This window comes from Paenarthrobacter nitroguajacolicus, from assembly GCF_007786235.1.
Lineage (GTDB): Bacteria > Actinomycetota > Actinomycetes > Actinomycetales > Micrococcaceae > Arthrobacter > Arthrobacter nitroguajacolicus_A.
This window is the reverse complement of sequence record NZ_VNFK01000019.1, coordinates 44,858-60,293: the sequence shown is the minus strand read 5'-3', so window position 1 is coordinate 60,293 and position 15,436 is coordinate 44,858. Positions and strand designations below refer to the sequence as shown.

Sequence of the window (15,436 nt, the reverse complement as noted above, 5' to 3'; positions counted from 1 at the left end):
GAACAATGGCTGTGCTCAATCTGCGTCCCTTGGCCGGCGGCCGGATACTCAGGGGGAGCCAGCCGTTCGGTTTGGATGCCGCTGCAACGTCGGGCTTCCTGGCGGAGCACGGCATCCAGGCCATCATGGACTTGCGGAGCGAGCTTGAGCGGTCGCTGGTTCCGTGGCTGGTTGCCGACGGCGCCGGCGGTTCGGACTTGAGCAAGCACGACGCCGGCGCGTCTGCCGCCGTCGTCCCGCCCGCCGTCGTCCCGCCCGCCGTCGAACTCATTCACAACCCTCTGGACCCCAACGCCATCGCCGGTTCGCTCCAAGCCGTAGAGACGGCCGAGGACCTTGGTGAGCTGTATCTGGGGTGGGTCCGGATCCGGCCCCAGTGGGTGGCCGACGCCCTGCGTCCTGTTGCCCGCGGCAAACGCACGCTGGTGCATTGTTCGTTGGGCAAGGACCGGACAGGGGTTATTTCGGCCATCGGACTGCTCGCAACCGGCGGAACCGAAGACGACGTAGTGGCGGACTACGCTGCCACCACGGCCAACCTTCCCGATGTCCTGGAGGTCATGGCAGAAACGTGGCGCCTGAGCGTCCCTTCAACACCGGCAGAGTATTTCAGCCCGGACCTCATGATCCTGCAGAGCCCCGAAGCTGCGATGCGCCATTTCCTGGCCGGCTTCGCACGCGAGTACGGGGACGTTCACAGCTTCCTGCGAGAGGCGGGCCTCACCGCCGTCGAGGTTAAATCGCTGGGCAGTGGCACCTAGCGGTACCTAGGCCGGCCGGATGATCTTGCCGTTCGGCTCTTGGTAAGACGGCTCCGCGGGCTCCGGCGGCAAGGGCTCAAGCTCATCCTGGACCCGCTCCAGCAAGGGCCGGTACACGCCACCGTTCCATTGCGGGCTGGCGTGCGCGGGCCTGGCGCCCTCGGTGCTGAGCGTGGGCAGCGCCATGTTGGCCCCGAAGACCTTGCTCCATCCGGCTCGAGCAGACTCGTAGTCCACAGTGCCGTCCTTGGAGTTACCGAGGAACGCCATCCTGGCACCGCCGATCTTTCCGGCAAACCGCAGGCCATCAAAATGGTAGATGTAGGCAGATTCCGTCTGGATCAGCACGCTGGAAGGAGCGATCGGCGAGAGTTGTTCAAGGCTTTGGTCCAGGATCTGCCGCCACGTGCGCTCGTCCTTATGGACCACCCGCTCCCCCAGCTCATAGCCGCCGCGCAGCACCGACGGAATGCGGAAGCCATTCTCGTAAAGGAACACCACGCCGTCGAACCAGCTCTGGTCGAGGACGTCCGCCCGGCTGAAAGGGCTCGAATCCAGGACGATCAGCTGCGTCTCCACCCCATGCAGTTCCAAAAGTCGGGCGGCCACCTGGGTGGCGAGCATTCCGCCGAAACTGTGGCCGTAGAAGTACAGCTTCTCCAGTTCCAGCTCGCGGACGTGAAGAATGATTTCGCGGACGACCTCGTCAACGTCCAGTCCCAGGTTGGAATATCCGACGGCGGCAAGGCGGCCACGCTGATGCAGGGCGGGACGCAGGGAGTTCAGGATCCACTGCCCCTCCTCCCAGCTGGTTTTGTACCCGGGGAACAGGAACCAGCTGGCCTTGGGGAAATACAAATCCGAGTAGGGGTCCGGGACTCGGAGGATCTTGGTGGAGCGCCGTTCGGCCTGTACGCGCCGGGTGAAAAGCATGTCCCCGGCAAGCGCAGCGGAAGCTCCGGCGGTGATGAGGAAGTTACGGCGGGACGTCTTCTTGAGCCGGGCAGCGTAAGGCAGGATCCGGGCCCATGAGCCCGGATCCTCGGCCTTCTGCGGCTCCGGAGACACCGGCGTGGGGAGGTTTTCGTTCACCTCCGGCGGTGCCGGGAGTTTCCCTACTTGAACGTCCACGCAGCAAGCATAGGCTTCACGGGCAGTGCCTTACAGCCCCGGAGACTGCGTACAGCCAATGCCCGTAAGATGCGTCCTTCAGGGCACAAACTTTTAGTCGAGGCCCAGTTCGTCCTTGCCGAAAGCGAAGAGGTACGGAACGCCGGTTTCGGCTTCGATCTTCTCTTTGGCGCCCGTGTTGCGGTCAACGATCACGGCGACGGCCACCACATTTCCACCGGCCTTGCGGACACCCTCGACGGCGGTCAGCGCGGACCCGCCGGTGGTGGACGTGTCCTCGAGGACCACCACGTTGCGGCCCTCAACGGAGGGGCCTTCCACCTGGCGGCCCATGCCGTACGACTTCTGGGCCTTACGCACAACGAACGCGTCCACGGCACGGCCGGCGTCGGCAGCAGCGTGCATCACAGCGGTTCCGACGGGGTCGGCACCCATGGTGAGTCCGCCGGCGCACTCAACCGAAACGCCGGCGTCGTCGATCATTGCCAGCATGACCTGACCCACCAGCTTGGAGGCCTCGTGGTGCAAGGTGATGCGGCGGAGGTCGATGTAGTAGTCGGCTTCCTTGCCGCTGGAGAGGATTACCTTGCCGCGGACCACCGCCAGTTCTTTGATGAGTTCAAGAAGGCGGGCACGGGCAGCTGCGGTGTCAGGCGAGGAAGTCATGGCTTCTAGTTTAGTGGAGCGCAGGGGACGCCGTTGTGGAGCGGATGACCAAGCGGGGTTTCACGATCTGCTCCCCGTTTGCTCCTTCTCCTTCCAGTTCCCGCAGCACTGCTTCCATGCAACGGCGTCCAAGTTCTTCGAAGTCCTGTTTGACGGTGGTCAGCGGCGGCATGAAGAACTCCGCTTCGGGCTGGTCATCGTAGCCAACCACGCTGATGTCTCCCGGCACCTGGCGTCCGGCTTCCTGCACGGCGCGGAGGACGCCTACGGCCATTTGGTCGTTCGCGACGAAGACTGCCGTGATGGCGGGGTGGTTGGCCAGTGCCAACCCGGCGCGGTACCCGGACGCAGCATCCCATGCGCCCTGTAGGAGGACGTTGGCTTCAAGACCGGCGTCGCCGAGCGCTTCCTGCCATCCCTTGATGCGCTCGGCGGCGTCAATCCAATGCGGCGGTCCCGAAATGTGGGCAATATGACGGTGCCCGAGCTTCATCAGATGCTCCACCGCCAGCCGGGCTCCCAACCGTTGGTCGAGCGAGGCGCCGGTGAGTTGGTTACCCGCGCCGGCGCCTACTGCCACTATGGGAACGGGAACGGCGACCTCCCGCAGGACCGCCAGAACGTCCGGATGCGGAACCAGGATGACAATGCCGTCCACGGACTGATTCCGGAAATGGGCAATGGCGTCGTTGACGCTGTCACCGGTCACTTCCCTGAGGTTTGCGATGCTGACGAAATAGCCGGCTTCCCTGCCTGCCTGTTCAACGCCCAAAAGGGTGTTGGCAGGTCCGAACTGGCCGGTCTCGCAGGCCAGGACCCCGATGGTTCGGGACCGTCGGGTGACCAGGCTGCGAGCGGCCGTATTGCGGCGGTACCCGAGGACTGCGATGGCGGACTCCACACGCTCCTTGGTTTTTCCGCTGACGTTCGGATGGTGGTTCAGGACGCGCGAGACGGTCTGGTGCGAGACACCCGCCAACTTGGCGACGTCGCCCATCACCGGCGGTCTGGCCCCTCCCCCTCGGGACACCGGAGACTACTTCGCTTCGACGCCGACGGGCTCACCCTTGGCGGCCGGAGCCGCCTCGGTTGCCGGAGGCGTGGTCTTCCACTTGAAACGGCGCCCCATGGAGGAGCCCCCACCGGCACCGGTCCGGTTCTTGTTGAAGATGTCGAAGCCAACGGCGAGCAGGAGCACCAGGCCCTTGATGAGCTGCTGGTAGTCCGTGCCCAGGCCAAGGATGGACATGCCGTTGTTCAGGACGCCCATGATCAGGCCGCCGATCATTGCTCCGGCCACGGTACCGATGCCGCCCTGGACAGCTGCACCACCAATGAAGGCGGCGGCGATGGAGTCGAGCTCGAAGCCCGTGCCACCAGCTGGCTGCGCCGAGTTGAGGCGGGCCGTGAACACCAGCCCGGCCAAAGCCGCCAGGACACCCATGTTGACGAACAGGCGGAAGGTGACTTTCTTGGTCTTGATGCCGGAGAGTTCAGCCGCGTGGAGATTGCCACCAATCGCGTACGTGTGACGGCCGAAGATGCTGTTGTTCATCAACGCCGAGTAAACGATCACGAGGACGGCCAGGACAATCAGGACGATGGGGGTGCCTCGGTAGCTGGCCAGCAGGAACGTGATGATCAGCATCAACACGGCGATGAAGCCGTTCTTGACGGCGAACCAGGCCATCGGCTCATTTTCCAGGTTGAACTTGCGGCGGACCCGGCGTTCCTTCAGCGCCTGGAAGAGGATGGCAGCTGTGCCGCCGACGCCCAGGATGACGGTCAACCATTCAAGGACCGAAGTACCACCGGAGATGTCCGGCAGGAAGCCGCCGCCCAGGGCGCGCAGCTCGTTGGGGAACGGGGTGATCTGCTGGTTCTTGAGCGTGATCAAGGTCAGGCCCCGGAAGATCAGCATGCCCGCAAGGGTGACGATGAAAGCCGGTATGCCCACATACGCAATCCAATAGCCCTGCCACGCACCTACCAAGGCACCGACAAGGAGGCAGGCCGGGATGGCGAGCCACCACGCCCACCCCCAGTGGACGATCATCACACCGGCCACAGCTCCAATAAAACCGGCGATGGAACCGACAGAGAGGTCGATGTGCCCGGCGATGATGACCATCACCATGCCAATGGCGAGGATCAGGATGTAGCTGTTCTGGACCACCAGGTTGGTGACGTTCTGCGGCTGTAACAGGATGCCGTCGGTCAGGACCTGGAAGAGGATGACGATCAGGATCAGGGCGACGAAGATGCCAACCTGGCGGAGGCGGCTTGTGAGGAAGCCAAGGGATTCTCGTAGGGCGGACATGTTCGCTATTCCTTCTCTTTGGTCATGAAGTGCATGAGGGTTTCCTGGGTGGCTTCGGCGATGGGGACCTCGCCGGTGATGTGGCCCGCGGACAGCGTGTAGATCCTGTCGCAGATGCCCAGGAGCTCCGGGAGCTCGGAGGAGATCACAATGACGGCCTTCCCGGCAGCTGCGAGCTCCGCGATGATCGTGTAAATCTCAAACTTGGCGCCGACGTCGATTCCGCGGGTGGGTTCGTCCAGGATCAGGACATCCGGATCCGAGAACATCCATTTGCTCAGCACCACTTTTTGCTGGTTTCCACCCGAGAGCTTGCCGGTAATGGCAGCGACGGAAGGAGCCTTGATGTTCATGCTCTTGCGGTAGTGGTTGGCTACGGTAGTCTCTTGGTTCCCATCCACCCAGCCGCGCTTGGCCAGCTTGTTCAGTGCGGCCATGGAGATGTTGCGCTTGATGTCCTCAATGAGGTTTAGGCCGTAGTGCTTCCGGTCCTCGGTGGCATAGGCGATCCCGTGCTCGATGGCGTCGGAAACGGTGGAAGTGTTGATTTCTTCCCCGTATTTGTAGACCTTGCCCGAAACCGCCCGCCCGTAGGTCCGGCCAAAGACGCTCATGGCCAGCTCGGTCCGGCCGGCACCCATGAGTCCTGCAAGGCCTACGACTTCGCCCTTGCGGACGTTGAGGCTGGCATTGTTCACCACCATGCGGGAATGGTCCTGGGGATGCTGGACTGTCCAGTCCTCGATGCGGAGGACTTCCTCGCCGATGTTCGGGGTTCGGTCCGGATAGAGGCTTTCGAGGTCGCGGCCAACCATGCCGCGAATGATGCGTTCCTGGGTGATCTGGCCTTGGTCGAGCCGCAGGGTCTCAATGGACTTGCCGTCCCGGATGATGGTGACGGCGTCGGCCACCTTGCGGATCTCGTTGAGCTTGTGGCTGATGATGATGCTGGTAACGCCCTGGCCCTTGAGGTGCAGGATGAGGTCCAGCAGGTGATCGGAGTCTTCGTCGTTCAGGGCGGCCGTGGGCTCATCCAGGATGAGGAGCTTCACTTCCTTGGAGAGTGCCTTGGCAATCTCCACCAGTTGCTGCTTGCCGACGCTGATGTGCTGGATTGGTGTCACAGGGTTTTCGCTGAGCCCTACGCGCGCCAGGAGCTTGGCTGCTTCCAGGTTGGTCTTCCGCCAGTCCACCCAGCCGTTCTTGGCCAACTCGTTGCCGAGGTAGATGTTCTCGGCAATGGAAAGGTACGGGCTCAGGGCCAGTTCCTGGTGGATGATCACGATGCCGCGCTTTTCGCTGTCCGTGATGCTGGAAAATTCGCAGGGTTCGTTCTCGAAGAGGATGTCGCCGTCGAAGGTGTTGTGCGCGTAGACGCCGGACAGCACCTTCATGAGGGTTGATTTCCCGGCTCCGTTCTCACCACAGATGGCGTGAACCTCACCTCGGTTGACGTCCAGGGTGACGTCCTGGAGGGCTTTAACCCCGGGGAAGGTCTTGGTGATTCCTCGCATTTGAAGAATGGGTACGTTCATCGTCAATTCCCGCTGACTGGTTGAAACTTGGCCGCGCCGAGGACTCGGAGGCTCTGGGGAGACTGCGGCCCCGCCGCGCTGGACGGTGAAGAACAGCACGGTGGGGCCACAGAGGTGTTACTTGACGTCGGATTCCTTGTAGTAGCCCGAATCGATGAGCTCTTTCTGGAAGTTGTCCTTGGTGATGATGACGGACTTCAGGAGGAACGCCGGCACAACCTTGACCTTGTTGTTGTAGGTCTTGGTGTCGTTGGTTTCCGGCTCGGTCCCCTTGAGGACTGCGTCAACCATCTTCACGGCCTGCGCGCCGAGCTGGCGGGTGTCCTTGAAGATCGTGGAGTACTGCTCGCCGGCGACGATTGACTTCACGGAGCCCTTCTCTGCGTCCTGGCCGGTGACCACGGGCAGGTTTCCGGTGGAGTAGCCGCCGGTGCTTGTCAGTGCGGAGATGATGCCGATGGACAGGCCGTCATACGGGGAGAGCACGCCGTCCAATTTGGTGCCGGAGCTGTACGCCGAAGTGAGGATGTCTTCCATGCGCTTCTGGGCTACGGGTGCCTGCCAGCGGAGGATGGCTGCCTGCTCGAACTTGGTCTGGCCGCTGGGGACCTTCAACGTGCCCGCATCCATGTACGGCTTGAGGGTATCCATGGCGCCGGTCCAGAAGAAGTTGGCGTTGTTATCGTCCGGGCTGCCCGCGAACAGCTCAACGTTGAACGGGCCCTTGCCCTCAACCTTCTTGCCGCTTGCATCCACCAGGCCCAGGCCGGTCAGCAGCGAGGTGGCCTGCTGGACGCCCACGGTGTAGTTGTCGAACGTGGTGTAGTAGTCCACGTTCGGGGTTCCGTTGATGAGACGGTCGTAGGCGATGACCTTGACGTTCTGCTCCTTGGCCTTGGCCAGGACGTCGGTGAGCGTGGTGCCATCGATGGCGGCGATGATGAGGGCTTTCGCGCCCTTGGTCAGCATGTTCTCAATCTGGGAAACCTGCGTGGGAATGTCATCGTTGGCGAACTGGAGGTCCGTCTTGTAGCCGAGGTCCTTCAGCGACTTCTCAACGTTGGCGCCGTCAGCGATCCAACGCTCCGATGTCTGCGTGGGCATGGAGATGCCCACCAACGAGTCACTGGGATTCGCCGTACTGCTGGACTCGGCTGAGCCTCCGCGGCTGCCGCAGCCCGTGGCTCCCACGGTCAAGGTAAGGACAACCGCTACGGCGCCCAGGAGTTTCTTCAATCTCACGTTGCTCTCCTTCCGCGGCAGCATTGCCGCGAACTCTGATGCAGCCGGAGCATCTGCGCGTCCGGCACGGTAAAGCTGGGTGGCCTGTGAGCTGGGGGCGGCACATGCCATGAAAAGGTGATGCGAATGCCATTGTGAACGCTAACAATACCGTCGGTCAAGTGCTGTGGATCACGAAATGATTGCAGCCGGCGCCCACCACCGAAACCCTTGACTTGTAACGTTGTTAGCGTTCACAATTGTCTCCGCGAATACGCCCTGGACGAAGAAAAGCCCGGCACGGCCTTGTGGGCGGTACCGGGCTTCGCGGACCGAGGCCTAGAGCAGCGCCCGGCTGAGAACCGGGCTTACCTCGTTCACGATGTCTTCTACTGGCTTCGCAATATCCACCACTACCCCGTTCTCGTCGCCCTGCAGTGGCTCCAACGTCGCCAGCTGCGAGTCCAGCAGCGAGGCCGGCATGAAGTGCCCGGGCCGGGAATTCATGCGCTCGTTCAACAGCTCCCGCGTGCCGTGCAGGTGCACGAAGACAACGGAAGGGTCGCCGGCCCGGATGATGTCCCGGTAGGCGCGCTTGAGCGCGCTGCACGCGATGACAAGAACAACGTTCGACGCCGTGAATCGCCGTCCGATCTCGGCCAACCAAGGTGCGCGGTCGTCGTCGTTCAGCGGAGTACCCGAGGCCATCTTGTCGATGTTCGCCTGGGGGTGCAGCGAATCGCCGTCGAGAAATTCAGCACCAAGACGCGCGGCAAGGGCGGCACCAATAGTGCTCTTGCCGCAGCCGGCCACACCCATCACCACGATGTGGTGGCGAAGGTTCACATCACCAATCATGAACAGTGCCGTCCACGAGGCGGTTGTAGGGCAGGTACGCCTGCTGGTACGGGAAGGCGGCGGCGGCTTCCTCGTTGAATTCGACGCCAATACCGGGATTATCGCCCGGGTGCAGGTAGCCGTCCTTGAAGGTCATGGACTGCTGGAAGACCTCGTTGGTTTTGTCCGAGTGCTGCATGTATTCCTGGATGCCGTAGTTGTGGATAGCCAGGCCCACATGCAGTTGGGCGGCGAAGCCCACCGGAGAGATGTCCGTGGGGCCGTGGAAGCCCGACTTGATCTGGTACTGGGCCGCGAAGTCCATGACCTTCTTCAGCGGGGAGATGCCGCCGAAGTGGGTGGAGGCCGCGCGGACGTAGTCGATCAGCTGTTCCTTGATGAGGGTCTGGTAGTCCCATACGGTGTTGAAGATTTCGCCGATGGCCAGCGGGGTGGTGGTGTGCTGGCGGACCAGGCGCAGGCCTTCCTGGTTTTCGGCCGGGGTGCAGTCCTCCAGCCAGAAGAGGTCGTACGGTTCAAGGGCCTTGCCGAGCTTGGCGGCTTGGATGGGTGTCATGCGGTGATGGCCATCGTGCAACAGCGGGATTTCCGGGCCGAACTCGTTGCGCACAGCCTCGAAAACGGTGGGCAGGTGGCGCAGGTAGGCACGGGTGTCCCAGTCCTCTTCCAGCGGGAAGTTGCCGCGGCCGGCGGGCTCGTAGTCGTACCGTTCGCCCGAGGCCTGGGCCTGGGCGGCAACACCGTAGACGGCCTTGATGCCGGGGACTGCCGTCTGGATGCGGATGGACTTGTAGCCCAGTTCCAGGTGTTCGCGCACGGAGTCGAACAGGGACGGAATGTCCGCACCCGAAGCATGGCCGTAGGCGCGCAAACCGTTGCGGGAAGCACCGCCCAGCAGCTGGTAGACGGGCATGCCGGCCACCTTGCCCTTGATGTCCCACAGAGCCATGTCGACGGCGGCAATCGCCGCCATGGTCACGGGACCGCGGCGCCAGTAGGAGCTGCGGTAAAGGAACTGCCAGGTGTCCTCGATCCGGTGTGGATCCTTGCCGATGAGCAGCTGGGCCACGTGTTCCTTGAGGTACGCGGCGACGGCGAGTTCACGGCCATTCAGCGTCGCGTCTCCAATGCCCGTCACACCATCCTCGGTGGTGATGCGCAAGGTGACGAAGTTGCGGGACGGGCTGGTCACGAAGACGTCAGCGGCAATGATTTTCATGGTGACGGAGTCCTTCCGGTAGGTCTAGGCGTGGGTGGTGGCGGCAAACGAGTCGAGCTGCCGGTGAATCTGTGAAACAACGGCCGCGTCGTCAGCCAGCTCGGCGCTGATGAGTGCCAGCAACGCAGCGGTACGGTGCTCGCCGTCGAGGTTTTTGGCGTCCTGCATCGTGGCGGCCAGTGGGTCGTGAAAGTCGGTGGTGCAGGACAAGTACGCGATCCAGGCCGCGATCATTCGGGCCGCGCCGTCCCCGGAGCGGCCCGCGGCACGTTCGGCGGCCAGGACGGGCCAGGCACGCATGCGCAGCTTGGTGGTTCCGTCCATCGCGATCTGGGTTAGGTGGTGGGCGATCCGGGAATTACCGAAACGTTCCAACAAAGCCTGTCGATACGCCGGGATGTCCAGCGCATCATCGGACAGGTGCCGGGCAGCTTCGTCCCAGAAGGCTTCCACAGCGTCCCGGCAGAGGTCATCGGACAGCGCCTCCGCCACGGTGGAGTGGCCCCGGACCAGCCCCGCATAGGCCAGGATCGAATGGGCGCCGTTGAGCAGCCACAGTTTGCGATTCTCGTACGGTTCAATGTCGTCCACGAACACTGCGCCCGCATCCTCCCAACGGGGCCTGCCGGCAGGGAAATCACCGCTCAGGATCCAGTTATGGAACGGCTCGGCAACCACCGGCGCCGCGTCCCGGTAGCCGCAGGCCTGGGCAACCACGGCAAGGTCTGCTTCCGTGGTTCGGGGCGTGATGCGGTCCACCGAGGTGCTCACGAAGCTCACGTTTTGGTCGATCCACACAGCAAGGGCCGGGTCCGTCGCCTCGGCGAGGGCGCCCACCGCGGCGCGCGTCACATCGCCGTTTTCCGCGAGATTGTCGCAGCTGACCACGGCGATCGCTCCGCTGCCGGCATCCCTGCGGGCGGCGAGGGCCGTCACCAACCTGGCGAGCGGCGTCGACGTTGTCCCATGGCTTGCCGCGCCCGCAGCGTAGGCGGCTTCCGTGATGGTGAGCGTGATGACCGCGGTGCTGGGTGCCGCCACAAGCTCCGACAACCTTCCGACGTCGGCCCCGTCAACGGCCTCCACAATGCTGCCCACCACCTCGAATGAGTCGCCGCTGCCCGACCTTTCCACCAATGTGAACAGGCCACCCTGCTCTGCGAGGACTTCAGCGGCGTCGGGCCGCCGACCAGTGAATGCGGCGATCCCCCAGTCTGCCGAGTCGCCTGCGTGCTGGGTGTACCAAGCCTGGTGGGAGCGATGAAACGCACCCAAGCCGAGATGGACGATGCGGATGGGCGGCGTGGGCTGGGACTCACTGCGACCCAGCCGTGGCGGCGTCTGGTGGCTGTTCACAGTTTGAAGACCCTTCGAGGTGAGGAGTCCACGACGTCGACAATCAGCTCATGCGCGCGATCGTCGCTGATGCGGTGCTCCGCTACCAGACGCGCGAGAAAAGACGCTTCGATCCTCCGTGAAGCGTCGTGCCGCGCGGGGATGGAACAGAAGGCCCTGGTGTCATCGATGAACCCGGATGACCTGGAGAAGCCCGCGGTTTCCGTGACGGCTGAGCGGAACCGGAGCATGGCATCCGGAGCGTCAAGGAACCACCAGGGCGCCCCTATGTAGACCGAGGGGTAGAAGCCTGCCAGCGGGGCAAGTTCGCGTGAAAAAACCGTCTCGTCCAAGGTGAACAGCACCAAATGGAAGTCCTTGGCGGTGCCGAAATCCTGCAGCAACGGGCGGATGGCCTCCGTGTAGTTGGTTGCGACGGGGATATCGTGGCCGGTGTCCGCCCCGAAGGCTTCGAAAGTGGGCTGGTGGTGGTTGCGGAAAGAGCCCGGGTGGATGGTCATGACCAAGCCATCCTCCACGGACATCCGCGCCATTTGATACATCATGTGGGCTTCGAACACGTTGCGGTCTTGGGCTGTGGCCTCGCCGGAACGGGCCTTCTGGAACAATGCCTCCGCGTCGGCTTGGTCCAGTTTCAGCGTCGCAGGGGTCTTGACTCCGTGGTCTGCGGAGACCGCACCATGGTCCACGAAGTAGCGGCGGCGATTCTCCAGGGCGCTGATGTACCCCCGGTAGCCTGTGCCGCCGTCGGACGCCTCGGAGATGAGCCGCTCCACGTTGGTTGTCCACGACGGGTGGGCGATATTGATGTAGGCGTCCGGACGGAAGGTCGGCAGCACGCGACCGTGGAAGGACGGGTCCTCCGCAAGGGCCCGGTGGCTTTCCAGATTGTCCAAGGGATCATCCGTGGTGGCGAGGACTTCGATGTTGAAGTCCTTGAACAACTCCCGGGGCCGGAACCCGGGCTCCGCCAGCTTGGTTGAAATGGCATCGAAGCTTGCGTCCGCCGCCTCCGCGGACAATTCGCCCTGCCACCCGAAGACCGACTCGAACTGCGTCCGCAGCCAGTACCCGGAGGCGGTGCCATCGAACAAGGGCCACGCGGCGCAGAACTGCCGCCAGATCTCGCGTGGCGCGGCGTTGCCGGGCTGCAGCTGATCCAACGGGACTCCCGATGCATGGATCAGTCGCGTGACGTAGTGGTCCGGGGAGACCAGCAGCGCCGCGGGATCCGGGAACGGCGTGTTCTGTTCGATGACAGCAGCATCCACGTGTCCGTGCGGGGAGATGATGGGCAGGTCCTGGACGCGTTCCAGCAGGGAGCGGGCGATGCTGCGCGTCCCCGGGTCCGCTGGAAGGAGGCGGTCGGGATGGGTGGCAAGGGAATGGGACATTGTCAGCCTTTCGGGATGGAACCGGCGGAGAGATCGGCACTGGCCGGAACTGACAGTCCGGCCAGCTCTGCTACCCGGCGCAAGTACTGCAGATTTTCGGCGGTGCGTGCGGTGAGCGGAACGTCCGTGGAGAAGTCCTCTACTGTCACCCATTCGTCGTAGCCCACCTCGGCCAAGGCTTTGAAGTAGCCCAGGACGCTCCCCTGCCCTTCGGCCAGCGGCGCCCACTCGTTCACCCAAACAGCGGCTCCGGCTTCGTCACGTTCCTCCGTGCGGACCCACCGGGCATTCTTGACGTGGATGTGGGCAAGATACGGTCCCAGCAGCTGGAGGGCGGGCAAAGGTGATTCCCAGCCTTCGATCAACAGGTTGCCCAGGTCATGAATGACCCCAACGTGCTGCGGGTCCAGGCCTTCCAGGAGCCTGCGGGCCGATGATGCCGAGGCCGTCACCGTGCCGTGGTGCAGCTCCACCAGCGCCTTGACTCCGTGGTGCGCGGCGCGTTCGGCCACCCACTCGTAGTGTTCCCGGGTGGCCGCAAACAGCTCAGGGTAGGACAAGCCGCTGGGCTCGCCGCCCCCCATGCTGGAATTGCCCAACGGCAGGACGTTGACCCTGACCTGGCGGGCACCCAAGGCGGCCGTGGCAGCCAGGACCCTTTCAACGCCGTCGTGGTTGTCGCAGCGCGCGTAGCCGCCCAACCCGGAGTACTCAAGTCCTGCCTCCGAGGTGAGCCGGGCGATCTCCGGAAGGGAGTCCTCAAGCCCCGTCATGGGCCAGGTGGCTTTGTTCCCTGCCCAAAAACCAGGCTCCGGGGCATCGGCCTGATCCGTGACCCGCCATTCGATGCCGTGCCAGCCCTGGGCTGCCAGCTCCGAGGCTGCTTCCTGCGGAGTCCATTCCGGTGTGGAGGCCGTGAAGACGGAGAATTTCATGCCGTGACCTCCTCGAGGTGGCCGTTGCCGGTGCGCACCTCAACGTCGTTGTACTTGCCCGCAACCACATCGGCGATGAGCACGGGGCGGCCCAGCGTGGCCGAGACATAGAGCGCGCGCACTGTGGCCAGTGCCGTGACGGCATCCTGGATGGTGACGCCCGCTGGCCTGCCGTTCCGGATGGCGTCCACCACATCCCGGTACTGACGGATGTGGCCCGCCGGGTAAAGGGTTGGATCAAGGTTGGTCTGCACGGGTGGTTCAGCAAGCTTGGCCAGTTCCGCCTCAGCCTGGTTGCCCGCACCGCGAAGGCCCATGGGTCCGCTTTGCGTCTCCTCGTCCGAACCTGCCGCATGGAAGTACTCAAGGTTGTCATTGTCGATCACGGCAGAACCCTTGCTGCCCATGACCTGCAACCTGACGGTGAGTCCCGGATAGGCGGCCGTGGTGGCATGGAGCACGGCGAGCGCGCCGGACTCAAACGTCACGGTGGCCACTGCAGTGTCCTCCACCTCCACGTCCTTGTGTGCCAGGAGCGCTGTTTTGGCACTGATCTCCACCGGACGGCCAAGGAACCAGAGCAGCAGGTCCACGGTGTGGACGCCTTGGTTCATCACGGCCCCGCCGCCATCCATGGCCCACGTTCCACGCCAGGCGCCGGAATCGTAATAGCCCTGGCTGCGGTACCAACTCACCGATGCGATGGCGGACGTCAGGCGGCCGAAGCGACCTGCACGATTGGCTTGGTCCACCACGATGCTCGCCGGATCGAAGCGGTGCTGGCTGATGACGCTGGCTACCAGCCCCTTCGCTTCGGCAGCCTTGGCTGCAGCGAGGATCTGGTCTGTGCGGTCCAGCTTTACGTCCAGCGGCTTTTCGATGACCACGTGCTTGCCGGCGTCGAGTACTTCCAACGCTTGCTGGATGTGCAGTCCGCTGGGGGTAGCGATGATGACAAGATCGACGTCGGCACCAGCGAACGCTTCAGCCAGGCTACGGAAGGTGGCCGGGCGGGCGGTGCCGTTGTCCTCGATGTGCTGCGCCAGGGCGTCGGCGGCTTCCGTGATCTCGTCCACCAGCGCGGTAACGCGAAGTTCCGGGAGCTCACCGACGGAGGCGGCGTGTGTGCGGCCGATGCTTCCGCAGCCGGCGATGGCGACGTTCAGGACGGGATTCTGCGTTTCGGTACTCACTTGGTTTCCACTCCAGCTTGGTTGACGACGTTGGCAAAGGCACGGGCTGCCATTCCGAACGCGGTAGGCCCTGAGAAGCCACCCAGGCCATGTGCTCCGGCAAGATGCGGTTCCAGGCTCGCGAAGCCTATGAAGCCATCCGCTTTCAGCGCCTCCACGGTACGCAGCAGGTCGCCGTCACCTTCACCAGCAGGAACCACGACGCCGTCGGCGAACCGTGCGTCCTTGACCTGCAGGTACTCGAGGTGGGGACGGAGCTTGGCGTAGCCTTCGTCGAAGGGCTTGACGCCCACCTGGACGAAGTTGGCGGGGTCCCAGGCCACTTTCAGTGCCGGTGATGCCACTGATTCGATGATGTCCAGCACGCGATCGGGGGTGTCTCCGAAGATGTCCTTTTCGTTTTCGTGCAGCAGCACCACGCCGGCTTCCTCAGCCACGGTTGCCAGTGCGCGCATGCGGTCGATGACGTCGTCGCGGATGCTCTCCACGGCAACGCCTTCCCCGTAGTAGAAGGAGAAGATGCGGATATACCGGGAGCCCAGCACCTGGGCTGCGTTGGCTGCACGACGCAGTCGCTCCACCTCATGCTCCACTGGCAGCGTGACGTCCACTTTGCCGATGGGCGAGGCGATGGCGGAGACCCCCATGCCCGCTGTGTCCAGGATCTTCTTGAGCTCGCCCAACTGCTCCGCTGAGAGGTCCACGATGTTGGTTCCCCATGCGCTGCGGACCTCGATGTGGTGTGCACCCAAGGCTTGGAGCACCGCGATCTGCATCACGGGGTCGTCGTCGATTTCGTCTCCGAAACCCGAGAGCGTCCACTCCACTGTTGCTGAACCGGTCATTG

Annotated in this window: 14 protein-coding genes; 1 reads left to right on the top strand and 13 read right to left on the bottom strand. The window is 63.6% G+C overall.

What is annotated here, in order from left to right:
- Positions 1–5: 5 nt before the first annotated feature.
- On the top strand, positions 6–761 hold the full coding sequence (locus FQP90_RS19535; RefSeq protein ID WP_144652728.1) for a tyrosine-protein phosphatase: 756 nt from the start codon (positions 6–8) through the stop codon (positions 759–761).
- Positions 762–767: 6 nt separating this feature from the next.
- Here the strand turns inward: FQP90_RS19535 and FQP90_RS19530 are convergent, their stop codons facing one another.
- From FQP90_RS19530 to FQP90_RS19470, 13 genes are all read right to left on the bottom strand, one after another.
- Complete coding sequence (locus tag FQP90_RS19530) at positions 768–1,892, bottom strand: thioesterase domain-containing protein (protein WP_144652727.1); 1,125 nt, start codon at positions 1,890–1,892, stop codon at positions 768–770.
- A 93-nt stretch (positions 1,893–1,985) separates the two neighbouring features.
- A complete protein-coding gene (gene pyrE, locus FQP90_RS19525) occupies positions 1,986–2,558 on the bottom strand; it encodes an orotate phosphoribosyltransferase (protein WP_144652726.1) in 573 nt (190 codons plus the stop codon).
- A 10-nt stretch (positions 2,559–2,568) separates the two neighbouring features.
- Positions 2,569–3,555 (bottom strand): LacI family DNA-binding transcriptional regulator, encoded by a 987-nt coding sequence (locus FQP90_RS19520; protein WP_144652725.1) that lies wholly within the window; start codon positions 3,553–3,555, stop codon positions 2,569–2,571.
- Between the two features lie 39 nt (positions 3,556–3,594).
- Entirely contained in the window at positions 3,595–4,878 is a 1,284-nt protein-coding gene (mmsB, locus tag FQP90_RS19515; protein WP_144652724.1) for a multiple monosaccharide ABC transporter permease, read from the bottom strand.
- A 5-nt stretch (positions 4,879–4,883) separates the two neighbouring features.
- Positions 4,884–6,413, bottom strand: coding sequence for a multiple monosaccharide ABC transporter ATP-binding protein (mmsA, locus tag FQP90_RS19510; RefSeq protein WP_144652723.1), 1,530 nt, complete (start codon positions 6,411–6,413; stop codon positions 4,884–4,886).
- Between the two features lie 117 nt (positions 6,414–6,530).
- Positions 6,531–7,655, bottom strand: coding sequence for a multiple monosaccharide ABC transporter substrate-binding protein (gene chvE, locus FQP90_RS19505; protein WP_368666126.1), 1,125 nt, complete (start codon positions 7,653–7,655; stop codon positions 6,531–6,533).
- A 318-nt stretch (positions 7,656–7,973) separates the two neighbouring features.
- Positions 7,974–8,453, bottom strand: coding sequence for a gluconokinase (locus FQP90_RS19500; protein WP_144652766.1), 480 nt, complete (start codon positions 8,451–8,453; stop codon positions 7,974–7,976).
- A gap of 28 nt (positions 8,454–8,481) precedes the next feature.
- Positions 8,482–9,711 carry a D-mannonate dehydratase ManD gene (manD, locus tag FQP90_RS19495; RefSeq protein WP_144652722.1) on the bottom strand — a complete coding sequence of 410 codons (1,230 nt, stop codon included), beginning with the start codon at positions 9,709–9,711 and terminating at the stop codon, positions 8,482–8,484.
- Positions 9,712–9,735: 24 nt separating this feature from the next.
- The gene (locus FQP90_RS19490; protein WP_144652721.1) at positions 9,736–11,067 is read right to left on the bottom strand and encodes a mannitol dehydrogenase family protein; all 1,332 of its coding nucleotides are present in this window, start codon (positions 11,065–11,067) and stop codon (positions 9,736–9,738) included.
- Positions 11,064–12,461: a glucuronate isomerase gene (gene uxaC / locus FQP90_RS19485; protein ID WP_144652720.1), complete on the bottom strand. Its 1,398-nt coding sequence runs from the start codon at positions 12,459–12,461 to the stop codon at positions 11,064–11,066. Before uxaC ends, FQP90_RS19490 begins: the two co-directional genes overlap by 4 nt.
- Positions 12,462–12,463: 2 nt before the next feature.
- On the bottom strand, positions 12,464–13,396 hold the full coding sequence (locus tag FQP90_RS19480; RefSeq protein ID WP_144652719.1) for a sugar phosphate isomerase/epimerase family protein: 933 nt from the start codon (positions 13,394–13,396) through the stop codon (positions 12,464–12,466).
- A complete protein-coding gene (locus tag FQP90_RS19475; RefSeq protein WP_144652718.1) occupies positions 13,393–14,589 on the bottom strand; it encodes a Gfo/Idh/MocA family protein in 1,197 nt (398 codons plus the stop codon). Before FQP90_RS19475 ends, FQP90_RS19480 begins: the two co-directional genes overlap by 4 nt.
- Positions 14,586–15,434 carry a sugar phosphate isomerase/epimerase family protein gene (locus tag FQP90_RS19470; protein ID WP_144652717.1) on the bottom strand — a complete coding sequence of 283 codons (849 nt, stop codon included), beginning with the start codon at positions 15,432–15,434 and terminating at the stop codon, positions 14,586–14,588. Before FQP90_RS19470 ends, FQP90_RS19475 begins: the two co-directional genes overlap by 4 nt.
- Positions 15,435–15,436: the final 2 nt, after the last annotated feature.